At 46.1% G+C, this 14,180-nt stretch carries 11 protein-coding genes; 7 read left to right on the forward strand and 4 right to left on the reverse strand.

Going from position 1 to position 14,180, the window contains the following annotated elements; genetic code table 11:
- Positions 1–27: 27 nt before the first annotated feature.
- The 6 genes from ilvD (BS636_RS05555) (at position 28) to BS636_RS05580 (ending at position 6,876) form a co-directional block, all read left to right on the forward strand.
- Positions 28–1,857 carry a dihydroxy-acid dehydratase gene (ilvD, locus tag BS636_RS05555; RefSeq protein ID WP_099337885.1) on the forward strand — a complete coding sequence of 610 codons (1,830 nt, stop codon included), beginning with the start codon at positions 28–30 and terminating at the stop codon, positions 1,855–1,857.
- Positions 1,858–2,056: 199 nt separating this feature from the next.
- On the forward strand, positions 2,057–2,260 hold the full coding sequence (locus BS636_RS05560; RefSeq protein WP_099337886.1) for a hypothetical protein: 204 nt from the start codon (positions 2,057–2,059) through the stop codon (positions 2,258–2,260).
- A 292-nt stretch (positions 2,261–2,552) separates the two neighbouring features.
- The gene (ilvD, locus tag BS636_RS05565) at positions 2,553–4,238 is read left to right on the forward strand and encodes a dihydroxy-acid dehydratase (protein WP_099337887.1); all 1,686 of its coding nucleotides are present in this window, start codon (positions 2,553–2,555) and stop codon (positions 4,236–4,238) included.
- 155 nt (positions 4,239–4,393) lie between these two features.
- On the forward strand, positions 4,394–5,713 hold the full coding sequence (locus tag BS636_RS05570; protein ID WP_099337888.1) for a hypothetical protein: 1,320 nt from the start codon (positions 4,394–4,396) through the stop codon (positions 5,711–5,713).
- Positions 5,694–5,981: a chorismate mutase gene (locus BS636_RS05575; RefSeq protein ID WP_099337889.1), complete on the forward strand. Its 288-nt coding sequence runs from the start codon at positions 5,694–5,696 to the stop codon at positions 5,979–5,981. Before BS636_RS05570 ends, BS636_RS05575 begins: the two co-directional genes overlap by 20 nt.
- A 157-nt stretch (positions 5,982–6,138) precedes the next feature.
- Positions 6,139–6,876, forward strand: a complete 738-nt coding sequence (locus BS636_RS05580) for a sulfite exporter TauE/SafE family protein (RefSeq protein WP_099337890.1) — start codon at positions 6,139–6,141, stop codon at positions 6,874–6,876.
- Here BS636_RS05580 and BS636_RS05585 read toward each other — a convergent pair.
- From BS636_RS05585 to BS636_RS05600, 4 genes are all read right to left on the reverse strand, one after another.
- Positions 6,873–7,778 carry a LysR family transcriptional regulator gene (locus BS636_RS05585; protein ID WP_099337891.1) on the reverse strand — a complete coding sequence of 302 codons (906 nt, stop codon included), beginning with the start codon at positions 7,776–7,778 and terminating at the stop codon, positions 6,873–6,875. The two genes, BS636_RS05580 and BS636_RS05585, sit on opposite strands and share 4 nt — an antisense overlap.
- Positions 7,779–7,878: 100 nt before the next feature.
- A complete protein-coding gene (locus tag BS636_RS05590; protein WP_099337892.1) occupies positions 7,879–9,174 on the reverse strand; it encodes a solute carrier family 23 protein in 1,296 nt (431 codons plus the stop codon).
- A 299-nt stretch (positions 9,175–9,473) separates the two neighbouring features.
- Positions 9,474–12,158, reverse strand: a complete 2,685-nt coding sequence (gene ppc / locus BS636_RS05595) for a phosphoenolpyruvate carboxylase (RefSeq protein ID WP_099337893.1) — start codon at positions 12,156–12,158, stop codon at positions 9,474–9,476.
- 145 nt (positions 12,159–12,303) lie between these two features.
- Positions 12,304–12,924, reverse strand: a complete 621-nt coding sequence (locus BS636_RS05600; RefSeq protein WP_213064234.1) for a TetR/AcrR family transcriptional regulator — start codon at positions 12,922–12,924, stop codon at positions 12,304–12,306.
- Positions 12,925–13,072: 148 nt separating this feature from the next.
- Between BS636_RS05600 and BS636_RS05605 the strand changes: the two genes are divergently transcribed.
- Positions 13,073–14,179: an efflux RND transporter periplasmic adaptor subunit gene (locus BS636_RS05605; protein WP_099337895.1), complete on the forward strand. Its 1,107-nt coding sequence runs from the start codon at positions 13,073–13,075 to the stop codon at positions 14,177–14,179.
- Position 14,180 lies beyond the last annotated feature (1 nt).

Raw genomic sequence — 14,180 nt, forward strand, 5'->3', positions numbered from 1 at the left:
AAGCACAAACTTTGTTGGAATAACACAATGCCTGACTATCGTTCAAAAACATCGACACACGGAAGAAACATGGCGGGTGCGCGTGGCTTATGGCGCGCCACTGGTATGAAGGATGAAGACTTTGGCAAGCCAATTATTGCCGTAGTCAATTCATTCACCCAGTTCGTTCCAGGCCACGTCCATCTGAAAGACCTTGGTCAGCTAGTGGCACGTCAAATTGAAGCGTCAGGCGGTGTAGCAAAAGAATTTAATACCATTGCGGTAGATGACGGGATCGCGATGGGTCATGACGGCATGTTGTACTCACTGCCTTCACGTGACCTGATTGCCGACTCGGTTGAATACATGGTGAGTGCACACTGTGCTGATGCTATGGTATGTATCTCGAACTGTGACAAGATCACTCCGGGGATGTTAATGGCAGCAATGCGTCTGAACATTCCTGTGGTATTCGTGTCTGGCGGTCCGATGGAAGCGGGTAAAGTAAAAATCCGTGGTAATGACAAAGCTATCGATCTGATCGATGCGATGATCGTTGCGGCAGATGACAACTATACTGATGAAGAAGTCGCTGAATACGAACGTTCTGCATGCCCAACCTGTGGTTCATGTTCAGGCATGTTCACTGCGAACTCAATGAACTGCTTGACTGAAGCATTGGGCCTATCACTTCCAGGTAACGGTTCAACGCTTGCAACTCACGCCAACCGTAAAAAACTGTTCGAACGTGCGGGTTCTCTCATTGTTGAACTGGCAAAACGCCATTATGAACAAGATGATTACAGCGTATTGCCACGTGCAATGGTGACTAAAGCATCGTATGAAAATGCCATGACTTTGGATATCGCGATGGGCGGTTCAACCAATACCGTATTGCACTTGTTAGCTGCTGCAAATGAAGCCGGTGTAGATTTCACCATGGATGACATTGACCGTCTGTCTCGTAAAGTGCCAGTTCTTTGTAAGGTTGCGCCTGCAAAAAATGATGTGCACATGGAAGATGTACACCGTGCTGGCGGTATCATGTCGATTCTCGGTGAACTGGATCGTGCAGGCCTGTTAGATACCTCTGTAGGTACGGTTCATGAAGCAACATTAAAAGATGCTTTGGATAAATGGGACATCATCCGTACTGAAGATGAAGACGTGTACACATTCTTCAAATCAGCACCAGGGGGTGTACCAACCCAGACTGCATTCTCACAAGACCGTTACTACTCACGTTTGGACGGCGACCGTGAAAATGGTGTGATCCGTAATGCTGAACATGCCTTCTCTAAAGATGGTGGTCTGGCTGTTCTTTACGGTAACATCGCTCTCGATGGCTGTATCGTAAAAACTGCCGGTGTAGATGAATCGATTCTTAAATTCAACGGTACTGCACGCGTATTTGAAAGCCAGGATTCAGCAGTAGATGCGATTCTGGGTGGCAAAATCACAGCAGGTGATGTGGTTGTGATCCGTTATGAAGGTCCACGTGGTGGTCCAGGTATGCAGGAAATGCTATACCCAACCAGCTACCTGAAATCGAAAGGTCTAGGTAAGGAATGTGCACTTCTGACTGATGGTCGTTTCTCTGGCGGTTCTTCAGGTCTGTCGATTGGTCACGTTTCTCCAGAAGCGGCTGAAGGCGGTGCAATTGGTCTGGTTGAAGATGGCGACCGTATCGAAATCGATATTCCAAACCGTACGATTCATCTGGCTGTAGATGATGCGACCATGGCAGCTCGTCGTGCAGCGCAGGACGAAAAAGGCTGGCATCCAGTGGAAGAACGTCCACGTAAGATTTCTAAAGCTCTGAAAGCGTATGCAATGCATACCACAAGTGCGGCAAAAGGTGCGGTACGTGAAATCTAAGCTATAAATTTTTTATAGCGAAAAAAGCACTCCAGATGGGGTGCTTTTTTTATTTCCTAGATATTTAAGCTTAAGTAAATTGCGTGAACTTTCAATAAAACCAATCATAGCAGTACTTTAGATATTTATAACCAATAAAGGCTTAATAAAAGTAGGTGTATAGTAAAACGACAGTATCAATGCAAAAGTGATTACACGCATGTCCATGAAATTTATTAGCCGCTTTTTGGCAATTTTAGCGCTCGTTATGATTTTAGCTGCACTGAGCATTCAATTTTTCTTTGATCCGCACTACACCATCGTCTTTTGGATTTTAGCTGTTCCCGTGATTTTGGGAACTCCGATCCTGGCGTCTGTGGTCTTGGCATCCAATGAAGAACTTGATCTTCATCAAGTGAATTAAGCACGAATAGACTCAAAATTAGTAAAAATTGATTTTAATAGAGATGAAGATAGATTTTTCTTAGAAATCATCCCACGACTGATTCACCGTCTCAGTAAAAGGCCCGGCTTAAAAAGACCGGGTCTTTTATTATTTATGGTAACTTCGTACTTCAAATGCTCATCTAGGAAAATAAAAATAAGTGAGTCTGATACACAGAGTCTTACTTTTATGTCGAGATGGCTTTCTATACAATCGGATAAAACCTAGCCAATATTTAGGCTTCACAAGAATTAGATCCAGGACGAATAAAATGAGTAAAGACAATATCCGAGAACATTCTGCGCCTGTTTATGAAGGTATTGAAAATGCACCCGCCCGTTCCATGATGCGCGCAACCGGTTTTCAGGATGAAGACTTTACTCGTCCTTTTATCGGGATTGCTTCGACCTGGGCCAATGTCACCCCTTGTAACATGCATATTGATGGTCTGGCGCGAACTGTGGAGCAGGGTGTAGATGCTGCAGGCGGTAAGGGCATTATCTTCAATACCATTACCATTTCCGACGGGATCTCGAATGGTACCGAAGGCATGAAATACTCCTTGCTATCCCGTGAAATTATTGCTGATTCGATTGAAGCGGTAGTCGGCTGTCAGGCTTATGATGGCGTGATTGCGATTGGCGGTTGTGACAAAAACATGCCGGGTTGCATCATGGGGCTGGCACGTTTGAACCGTCCAGGTCTGTTTATTTATGGTGGTACCATCAAGCCGGGTGAAGGGCATACCGACATGATCTCGGTATTTGAAGCGGTGGGTCAGCATGCCAAAGGCGAAATCAATGCGATTCAGGTCAAGCACATTGAAGAAGTGTCTTTGCCAGGGCCGGGTTCTTGTGGCGGCATGTATACTGCCAATTCCATGGCTTCTGCGATTGAAGCACTCGGTATGAGCCTGCCGGGTTCCTCTGCACAGGAAGCAGTCTCTGAAGACAAACAGATCGACTGTGCCCGTGCGGGTGAAGCGGTGATGAATCTGTTACGTCTAGACATTAAGCCACGTGACATCATGACTAAGGCGGCTTTTGAAAATTCGATCAAGGTCCTGATCGCGCTGGGTGGATCTACCAATGGCGTGCTGCATCTGTTAGCAATGGCACATACGGCTGGTGTGGAACTCAGTCTGGATGATTTTGTCCGCATTGGTAAAGACATTCCAGTGGTGGCTGATGTACGCCCATCTGGTAAATATCTGATGTCGGAATTAATTGCGATTGGCGGGATTCAGCCGCTGATGAAACGTATGCTGGATGCGGGTATGCTGGATGGTTCTTGTCTGACTGTCACTGGCAAAACCCTGGCAGAAAACCTGTCTGATGTTGAAGATTATCCTGAAGGTCAGCAGATCATTTTGCCATTCGATCAACCGGTGAAAAAAGACTCGCATCTGATCATTATGAAAGGCAACCTGTCACCCAATGGTGCCGTTGCCAAAATTACCGGCAAAGAAGGCTTGTACTTCAAAGGACCAGCCCGCGTGTTTGAGGGCGAGCAGGGTGCGATGCGCGGCATTCTGGATGGTGAAGTTCAGCCGGGTGAAGTAGTGGTAATTCGTGGTGTCGGTCCTAAAGGCGGACCAGGTATGCCGGAAATGCTGAAGCCAACCTCTGCCATTATTGGCAAGGGTTTGGGGGATTCTGTTGCTCTGATTACCGATGGTCGTTTCTCTGGTGGTAGTCATGGTTTTGTGATTGGTCATGTCACACCGGAAGCGTATGAAGGCGGACCGATTGGTCTGGTGCAAAATGGCGACGAGATTTCGATTAATGCCGAAACACGTGAAATGACCTGGCATGTCTCGGATGATGAAATCGCTGCCCGTCAGGCAACTTGGGTCAAACCAAAACCGAACTACACTCATGGTGCGCTGGCCAAGTTTGCCAAACTGACTTCTGGTGCAGAAACCGGGGCAGTGACTGACCTAAATCTCGAGATCTAAAGTCATAGGAAACATTGATCATTTTGTCTTGAATTGATATAAGTTTTTTCACATAAAGCAGATCTAGGCGGTCTGCTATTCTGGTGAAAAAGATAGTATCCTGTAGCAGTTAGACGCTGTCATCTGCTGCGCCGTTATCTATTGAGGCTAATCTCATGTCCCTGTTACGCCGTTGGTTCGATCCCATCCGATCGAGTTGGTTTTATCAAAAGCCAACCCGCCAGGCGGTGCTATCTGCTAAAGATGGCCTAACGATTTACCTGCGTCTGGATGATGTGTATAGCTATCTGGCAGTACAACTGTTGCCACAACTGGAAGAGATCCTGAGTCCGGAACTGAAACCTTTAAAGGTGGTGATTTCCAGTCAGCGCGGGGAAGTGCCAAACCAGATGTCTTTTGAAGAATGGCAAAATTATTGTATTAATGATGCCAAAATTCTCTCCAGACAACATCGGTTCAGCTTTCATGAAACCCCAGAATTACCCACTGAAGAAGCGCTAAAACAGGCGGAAACTATTCTGCGCCGAACGCCATTGCGCGGGCAGGATTTTCTGTATTTATTAGAAGATATCTTCCATATGCTGTGGCAAAAGCAGTATGGCAAATTGCGTACCTTGCATGCCATGGCCAGTCGTCGTCAGCCACAGGATTTTCCGGAACGGGTTTTCGATAGCACGCCGGTTCTTGCCAGCTATTTTGATTTTGGTGGTCGTCAGTATCATGCCGTGGATGATCTGCTGCGTTTAACCCGCCGTCTGAAACAACAAAAACTACTCACGGGTAACCCCATTTTCCTGATCAATCATATTGAATGGCGCGAGCATCTGATCAGTGATGCAGAAGAACTCAATGAGATTCAAGGTTTAGATCCGGAACTGGATCTGTATATTGCCCTGGAAGATCCGATTTCCTGGTTATTGCTGGCCTATATCAAAGAAGAACTGGCCGATTTTTATAATATTCATTTGAATGTCTATCCATTGTCTTATCGTGGACGTGATGGTTTTGACTGGGGACTGGCAACACGCCTATCAAAACGGACTGAAGTCGAATTTACCCCATTTTGCCGACCGACGGCACAAAGCATTTTGCCGATGGCACAGCTGTTTTACAGCTGCCCGGAAGAAGAGCGGGTGGATGCCATGTACAGGATTTTGCAGGCGGTCTGGACCCGTGGACGTGACCTGAGTTATACCCCGCATTTCAATGCCTTGCAGCAGGAATTGGAGATTGAGCATCTGACCGAAGAAGATATTCAGGCCAAGCTCAAAGATAATGATATACTCTGTGAAATGAAGTCTCAGCCAAACTTACCGGTGCTGGAACTTCGGATTGATAATCAAAGTTTTGTATTTAATAGCTTATATCGTGTCTGGATGATTGAAAGTATTTTCAGTAATGTGTTAGAAGAAAAGTATAAGAGTGATAATCAAACTGAAAGTGAACTGAAAAAACATGAACAAAGTAAAAGCTGAATCATTACAACATGCACGTGAGCAGATTGACGCGATTGATACAGCTTTGGTTGAGCTGATCGCTGCGCGCCAGTTTTATGTAGACCAAACCACCCGTTTCAAGAAAACTGAAACTGACCTGCAATCTCCAGACCGCATGGAGCAGGTCGTAGAAAATGTCAAAGCCCAAGCGCAAAAGCAGGGCATTGATCCCGTATTTATCGAACATCTGTATCGTGAAATGTTCCAGCATTTCATTCAACGCGAACTGAAAGAATTTCGTCCTTAAGCGAGCTTCAAATAAAATCTTAGCTGGTGAGTTAGACGGTTTCTGTCCACGTATATCTTAAGCCTCAAGATTTGCTTGAGGCTGTATCCTTAAAACCCTGATTTTTCTTTGTCAGTCATTTTTATAGTATTGGCCTAAATAAATTTAGGACCATTAGATGATTGCTTTTGTTATTGCCATTTTTGTTCTGGCTGGTCTGATTAAAGGCACCATTGGCCTAGGTTTACCCGCAGTTTCCATGGGTTTACTAACCATTTTTATGAGTCCCTTTCAAGCGGCAACTTTACTGATCATTCCATCCATGTTGACCAATTTCTGGCAACTCTTTGCCGAAGGTCATGTACTAAAACTGATCCGCCGTTTCTGGTTGTTGTTGCTGGGCATTATCGTCGGTTCAGTATGGAGTATCTTCCCAACCTTAGGGCATTCTGAATTTCATAGCGAAGCGCTATTAGGTGGGATGCTGGCCTTATATGGCCTATATGGATTGTGTGCGAAGAAAATGCCGGATTTAAGCCGGCATGAAACCTGGCTCTCTCCAATTATGGGCTATCTGGGCGGTGCTTTAACCGTTGCTACAGGTGTGGTGGTAATTCCAGTAGTGCCTTATTTGCAGACCCTGCATTTAAAGCGTGATGATCTGGTACAGGCTTTAGGTCTGGCTTTTACCACTTCTACTCTGTGTCTGGCGATCTTCCTGCATCGAAATCCAGTAGAAGATATGCCAATTGATTATGCCATGTCGGCAATTGCGTTAATTCCTGCCCTGATTGGCATGTGGTGTGGCAAGAAAATCCGTTACCGCATTCCCGAACAGAAATTTCGAACCGTATTTTTTATCGGTCTCATTGCCTTGGGCAGTTATATGATGCTGCATCAGTTTGGCTGGATTTAATTCAAAGCCTTTTGCACCTCAGCAGAAAGTAGAAACTGACTGAAGTGTTGATAGGCTGTACTCAGTTCATCAAAATTTTTCGCTGCTAATAGTAATTTGCGGTTGGCCCAATCACCAGTCAGTTGGATTTGCTTAAATGCATAGAGCTTTGCCAGACGCTGTGCAGCACGCTGCGGCATGATGGCGATGCCTACACCATTAGCTACGACCTGTGCGATCGCCGCAAAATTTGGCAATCTTAAGCGGTATTGAATCTCGCAGTTGAGTAACCGAGCTTGGGTTTCAATCGACTGTTGCAAGGAGTGATATTGCATCAAACCCACAAAGGGATAATTCAAACAGTCTGCTAATTTCAATGCTGAAGTAGAGCTTAATTCATGCTGCTGGGGACAGATCAGCACCAAAGGATCATCGGAAAATTCTAGGGTTTGTAATTGTGATGCAGGGAAAAAGCTGGAAATCAAACCCAGCTTGGCAGTGCCGTTGGCTAAAGCCGCAATAATGTCATTGCTCTCCGCTTCTTTAAGATCGATCTGAATATTAGGGTTATTCACCAGATACTTGGGCAGTAACAGAGGAAGATATTCACTTTGTGCCGATGAATTGCACCATAAGCTGATATTGGAATTCTGTCCTTCACTAAAAGCTGCCATAGCTTGGGACAGCTGTTGTCCCTGTTGCAACAGGGTTTGCGCATGTTCGGCAAAGACCTGTCCAGCAAAGGTGAGTTTGACTCCACCAGAATGACGGGTAAACAGACTGACCTGATATTGCTGTTCCAGTTTTTTAATTCGCTCACTGGCTGCTTGCAGGGAAATTGCCGAGCACTCAGCACCCTTGGTCAGGCTGCCAGACTCAACAATATTTAAAAATAACTGTAAATCAAATAAATCCAGACGCATCGATTGGATGCTCATTGAAAAGAACCTGTCTATCTTAAACAATTCTTCTGACATAAAAAAAGCAGCCTTTACGGCTGCTATTAAATAAGTGATTTAGAATTTATTTTTTATCGACCAGTCCAAAGAACCAGTTCAGAAATAATGCTGCAAATGTTGCAGTCCCGATTCCACCCAAGTTGAAGTCACCAAAGGTCAGGGCAAAGTCACCAGTCCCTAAAATAATGGTCACAGCAGCAACCATCAGGTTTTTGTTTTGTGAGAAGTCGACTTTGTTTTCAATCCAGATTTTCGCACCAGCAATGGTAATCAAACCAAAGACCACGATTGAAGCACCGGTCAGGATCGCCGTTGGAATGGTATGAATCACAGCACCAAACTTCGGTGATAAGCCAAGGAATACGGCAAATACACCAGCGACAGCGAAGATAATAGTGGAGTAAACGCGGGTGACTGCCATCACACCAATATTTTCACCATATGTGGTCATCCCCGGAGCACCCACACCACCCGCTAAAGTGGTTGCCACACCGTCAGCTAAAAAGGCTTTACCAATATGTGGATCCAGGTTTTCGCCAGTCATCGCGCCGACAGCTTTAATATGGCCCAAGTTTTCAGCCAGTAGAATCAATGCGATTGGCGCAATGATCAGCATCGCGTTTACATCAAATACAGGGGCATGGAACTGCGGAACACCAAACCAGGCCGCTTCCTGAACCGGTACAAAGTTAATCGGGGTCCCGTGACCCATCACGTTGCTGAGCAGGTAATACACCGCATAAGACAGTAATAGGCCAACCAATAAAAGTAGGCGTTGCAACAGGCCCCGTGTAAATACTGCAATCGAACCCATGCACAGCACAGTGACCAGCGACATCCACATATTAAAGGTATTGCCCATCACGTTTTTTACGGTCACAGGGGCTAGGTTCAGACCAATGATCATCACCACAGCACCGGTTACTACAGGCGGCATCAGTTTCTCAATCCAACGGGTTCCCGTTGCCATGACCAGCACACCGAAAATCGCATAGATCACGCCACAGGCCATGATCCCGCCAGCAGCGACTGCGATATTCGGGTTCATGCCATTAGTGCCGGCATAGCCAGTCGCTGCAATCACCACCCCAATAAAGGCAAAGCTCGATCCCAGATAACTCGGTACGCGGCCACCAGTCATCAGGAAGAATAAAATGGTACAAATACCTGACATTAAGATGGCCAGGTTTGGATCAAAGCCCATTAAAAACGGTGCCAGTACGGTAGCACCAAACATTGCAAAAGCATGTTGTACACCCAAAATCACAGTCTGTGCGGGTGGTAAATACTCTGCGGTACCTACTGGTCGTGCATCGATACTGCCCTCATAAGGGCGCCATTTGGGAAACCAATTGGACATAAAATGAGCACTCAAAAGATAAATTGTGCACATCATACTCTTGTTTTTTAGAAGATTTAATCGCTGATACAAAAATTTTGTTCAAACTAATGCTATGACTTTATTTGAAAATTTACCGTGTGGTAAAAGTTTTTTGAATTAAAAGTAAAAACAAATCAGTGTATTAATTCTGTAATCAGAAACTAGCTTAACCTATAAATAAATCTGATTGGCTATATAAGTAAAGCATTTTTGAATTGTTGACTGATCAATAAAAAAGCACATCGTGGAGATGTGCTTCTTCATTGTTAAAAAATTACTTAGCCGGTATTACGTAAACCAGCGGCAATTCCGGCAATACTCACCATCAGCGCATGATCTACTGGGGTATGTTCAGCATTTTGTTCTACTAAGTACAGACGGCGGCGTTTCATTAGTTCAGCTTGTAATAGATGTAGCGGCAGTAAATATGGCTTACGCACGCGCATGGATTGATCCAGTACATCATTGCTGGTCAGTAGTTTAGATTCACCTTTTAAAGTCAACAGGGTTTCTACGGCGTCTTTCAGGCGTTGACGCAGTTCTTCACCCAGCACTTTTAGGTCGGGATCATGGGTCAGATGCGACTCATAGTACAGCGCTACATCACCATCTGCCTTAGACAGGACCATTTCCAACATATCAATCAGGGTCTGGAAGTACGGCCATTCTGCTAGCATCTCATCAAGTGTTGCACGTTGACCTTGGTCCAGCACTTCATTCAGTGCAGCGCCTGTACCGAGCCAGGCAGGCAGCATCAGACGAATCTGAGTCCAGGCAAATACCCAAGGAATGGCACGCAGGGATTCAATGCCGCCACTGACCTTACGTTTCGCTGGACGTGAACCGAGTGGCAGCATTTGCAGTTCCAGTTCAGGGGTTACCGTGCGCAGGTATTTCACGAAGTGTGGATTTTCACGTACCGTCTGGCGATAGACCTGCACCGATAAATCGGTCATCTGATGCATCAGGTCACGCCATTCTGTTTTCGGTACAGGTGGTGGCAGCAAAGTCGCTTCCAGTGTTGCAGCCGTATAGATTTCCAGGTTTTGCAGCGCGATCGTTTCCAGACCGAACTTGAAGCGGATCATCTCACCCTGTTCAGTGACGCGAATCGCACCTGAAATTGAGCCGGGTGGTTGTGAGAATAAGGCTTGCTGGGTAGGAGCACCACCACGGCTAATTGAACCACCACGACCGTGGAATAAGGTCAATTTGACATCATGCTGTTTCGCAACCGCAGTCAGTTCCTCTTGGGCACGGTATTGTGCCCAGTTGGCAGACATAAAGCCGGCATCTTTGGCTGAATCCGAATAGCCAATCATGACTTCATGCTTGCCCTGAATATGCTGTTTATACCAGTGCATATTGAACAGGGTCGACATGGTGCTGGCTGCACCATCAAGATCTTTTAGGGTTTCGAATAGAGGCACGACACGCAGTGCCTGTTTGATCCCAGCTTCTTTTTGTAGCAATAAAACGGCCAGTACATCACTTGGATATTCCGCCATCGAGATGATATAGGCACCAAGTGATTCACTTGGCTGTTCTGCCAGTGTACGCATGGTTGCAAAGACTTCCTGAACATCAGGATGCTCAATCAGGCTACCGGCAGGTTCATTCAGGTATTTTGGTAAAAGTGGACGCTTGCTCTGCAGTTCTTGTAATAAGAAATTCTGACGCGCCTGTTCAGTCCAGGTTTCAAAATTACCTAGGCCTAAATATTCAGTGATCGCAGAAATCGCCTGACGGTGGCGGCCTGATTCCTGACGGATATCCAGTTTCAGTAATTCTATCCCGAAGCTATTCACACGATAGATAAAGTCCAGCAGTTTGCCATTGGCAATTTCTGGCAGGTTACACTCTAGCAATGAGCGATAGCACAGCATTAAAGGCTGTAATAATTCATCTTTGGTTTTGATTACCCGGCTGTCATCAGCATCATTGCCATGCAGTTTTTCTGCCAGCCAGTTGCGCGTTGCTTTTAGGCGTTCACGGGTATCACGCAAATATTCACGATAAGGTTCCGGATGTGCGCTACCCAGTGCCTGTTGCAGTTCTTCACTGCATTGCTGGATCGACAACTCCCAACGCAGGTCTTCAATATCACGTAAATACAGATCGGCGGCTTTCCAGCGCGATAACCACAGCACTTCCTGTGTAATGTGATGGGTTACATTCGGGTTGCCGTCACGGTCACCACCCATCCAGGACGCAAAACGTACGGGCGCAACATTCAGCGGCAATGACTGACCACATTGTTCCTGCACCATACCATCCAATTCACGGATAAATTTCGGTACCGCATTCCACAGCGTTTGTTCAATCGTCGTAAAGCCCCATTTGGCTTCATCCACTGGGGTCGGGCGATGCTGACGGATTTCATCAGTCTGCCAGGCCGAGGTGATCAGCTGCTTCAGTTCAGCCAGTACTTCCTGGCGTTCACGCGGAGTCAGTTTCTGTTGGTCACATTTAGACAGGCAATCATTGATGCCATCATATTTTTGAATCAGGGTACGGCGGCTAACTTCAGTTGGATGTGCAGTCAGGACCAGTTCAATTTTCAGTTCACAAATCTGTTGATATAAGCTTTCAGCGGAAATTTCTTGTTGTTTGAATTTTTCAAATAGCGGAACCAGCGGATTTGGCGATTCGGCGGTTTCATCAAATTCGCTTTGACGGCGACGACGCACTACATGGTATTGCTCGGCAATATTAGCGAAGTTCAGGAAGTGGGTAAAGGCACGGGTGAGCGGAAGAATTTCATCATCTTCCAGACTAAGAAATAGCTGTTCAAGTTGTTTTTCTGCTTCAACCTGGCCGTCACGTGCACCCTTGGAAAGTGCCCGGATCTGCTCAACCTGATTAAACAAATCTTGCCCCGCATGTAACTTTAAGGTTTCACCGAGCAGATTGCCCAGTAAACGGACGTCTTCGCGTAGTGGTGCATCAATTTGTTGAGCCATTTTTATATTCCCTCTGTTGCATTTCCTGACTATACCTTGCCTGAAAAGCATTCCAAGCCCATTACAGACAAAAGTCGGACACGACCTGTCTATAAAATAGCAAGGCGAATGCCAATTTGTATGAATCTGATTACAAATTGGCAGCTTAGGCAGCGTAGCGCAATAAGAAAATATGAATAGCGTCCTGAATAATTATTTGCTGTTGCGCTAGGGTAGGGATGGGAGCAACACCCAGCAGGACGTTCTGATGCCGGTTGCCAAACAGCAGTGAGAGCATTAATTCAGTTTGCCGCAACGGATCATCTTGCTGAATAAAGTGATAGGTCTGGGCCAGATGAAAGAAGTCTTGCCAGAGCTGGCTCAAGCGCTGATGCGAGGCATTAAAGAATTGCTGGGTTAATGGACTTTGCTCGGAGGCCAGTTCCATCAGCAGTAAATCTAGTTTAATCGCTTCCGGCAGATTGACCATATTCATCGACAACATACAGGCTTCATACAACGCATCACGAAAATTGCTCTCGGCATGCAGCAGTGTGGTTGGACTGGCCGGAATAAGATGCTCACAGGTGTCCTCAATCGCGCAGGTAAATAAGGTCGCTTTATCCTGAAAATGGTTATACACCGTCAGCTTGGTTACACCCGCCGTCTGCGCAATCTGGTTCATGCTGGAACCATGATAGCCATGCTGCAGAAACAGTTGTGTGGCCGCATCCAGAATACGCCGGCGCTTTTCTAAGTCTTTGGGACGTCCTACGGGAATTTGCACATTTTTTTCCAAAAAAATAAATATGGTCATTGTTTTATGGGTGCAGTTTTAATTAGTGTACCGCATGGTATATTAATTAAAAAATAACCAATTCAATATATCGCAGACGATTGAATATAAAAACCATTATTAGATAAGAGCGGACAACATGAGCACGATTCAGTACGTCTTGACTGGCATGATTATAGCTTGCAGTGTAACCCTGTGGGGATGCGGCAAGAATAATGCGGCAGGAACAGAACAGGAAGTTCCCTTTGTCATGGTGACTCAGCCAAACACCTCCTATACCGAACAGAAGAGCTATGCCGGAGATGTACAGGCACGCCAGCAAACGCCACTGGCATTTCGGGTGGCAGGTCAGATCACCCAGCGCTATGTTGATGTCGGGGATCAGGTTCGAGTAGGGCAGGTACTGGCGACCTTAGATATCAAAGATGCTCAGCTACAACTCAATGCAGCGCGTGCTCAACTGGAAAGTGCCCAGTCTGCAGCTAAAATTGCTGAAGATGAACTGAACCGTTTTAAACAGCTACTACCGACCAATGCCGTGAGCCGCTCACAATATGATGCAGTCGAGAATCAGTACAAGGCTGCGATATCCAATCTGAAACAGGCACAGTCGAATTATGATGTCAGCCGGAACCAAACCGGTTATAACCGCTTAATTGCCAATAAAAATGGCGTGATTACCGCACGTCATATTGAAGTGGGTCAGGTGGTCGCAGCGGGGCAGGCAGCATTTGAAATTGCACTCTCTGGTGATCGTGAAGTGGTGATTGGTGTGCCGGAACAGGCAATTGGCGAGATTAAAGTCGGTCAGCCAGTCTGGGTCACCCTCTGGTCGAAAAAAGATGAAAAATTCAGTGCTTATGTGCGTGAAATTTCTCCAGCGGCAGATCAGTCTAGAACCTTTACTGTTCGAGTCGCTTTGCGTGAAGGCCAGCAGTCGATCCAGCTCGGACAAAGTGCCCGGGTGTTCTTTATCAAAACTCAGGACAATGCCTTAAGCGTACCCTTATCCAGTATCTCTGCGGTGGATGGGCAGGCCTATGTGATGGTAGTCAAGCCTGATTCTACCGTGCGTAAAGTACCAGTGCAGATTGGTGCGTATGGCCGTGATTCTGTACCTGTGATCAGTGGCCTTAAAGCTGATGATTATGTGGTGATTGGGGGTATTCACTTGCTACGGGATCGGCAAAAAATCCGTCCAATTGACCGTCAGAACCGTAGTGTGATCATTCGAGCTGGAGGTTAAA

The sequence above is a fragment of the Acinetobacter sp. LoGeW2-3 genome, assembly GCF_002688565.1.
Lineage (GTDB): Bacteria > Pseudomonadota > Gammaproteobacteria > Pseudomonadales > Moraxellaceae > Acinetobacter.

What these genes read in the sequence shown, in the direction of transcription:
- ilvD (WP_099337885.1), top strand. Translation starts at nt 28, where the DNA reads ATGCCTGACTATCGTTCAAAAACATCGACACACGGAAGAAACATGGCG.
- BS636_RS05560 (WP_099337886.1), top strand. Translation starts at nt 2,057, where the DNA reads ATGTCCATGAAATTTATTAGCCGCTTTTTGGCAATTTTAGCGCTCGTT.
- ilvD (WP_099337887.1), top strand. Translation starts at nt 2,553, where the DNA reads ATGAGTAAAGACAATATCCGAGAACATTCTGCGCCTGTTTATGAAGGT.
- BS636_RS05570 (WP_099337888.1), top strand. Translation starts at nt 4,394, where the DNA reads ATGTCCCTGTTACGCCGTTGGTTCGATCCCATCCGATCGAGTTGGTTT.
- BS636_RS05575 (WP_099337889.1), top strand. Translation starts at nt 5,694, where the DNA reads ATGAACAAAGTAAAAGCTGAATCATTACAACATGCACGTGAGCAGATT.
- BS636_RS05580 (WP_099337890.1), top strand. Translation starts at nt 6,139, where the DNA reads ATGATTGCTTTTGTTATTGCCATTTTTGTTCTGGCTGGTCTGATTAAA.
- BS636_RS05585 (WP_099337891.1), bottom strand. Translation starts at nt 7,778, where the DNA reads ATGCGTCTGGATTTATTTGATTTACAGTTATTTTTAAATATTGTTGAG.
- BS636_RS05590 (WP_099337892.1), bottom strand. Translation starts at nt 9,174, where the DNA reads ATGTCCAATTGGTTTCCCAAATGGCGCCCTTATGAGGGCAGTATCGAT.
- ppc (WP_099337893.1), bottom strand. Translation starts at nt 12,158, where the DNA reads ATGGCTCAACAAATTGATGCACCACTACGCGAAGACGTCCGTTTACTG.
- BS636_RS05605 (WP_099337895.1), top strand. Translation starts at nt 13,073, where the DNA reads ATGAGCACGATTCAGTACGTCTTGACTGGCATGATTATAGCTTGCAGT.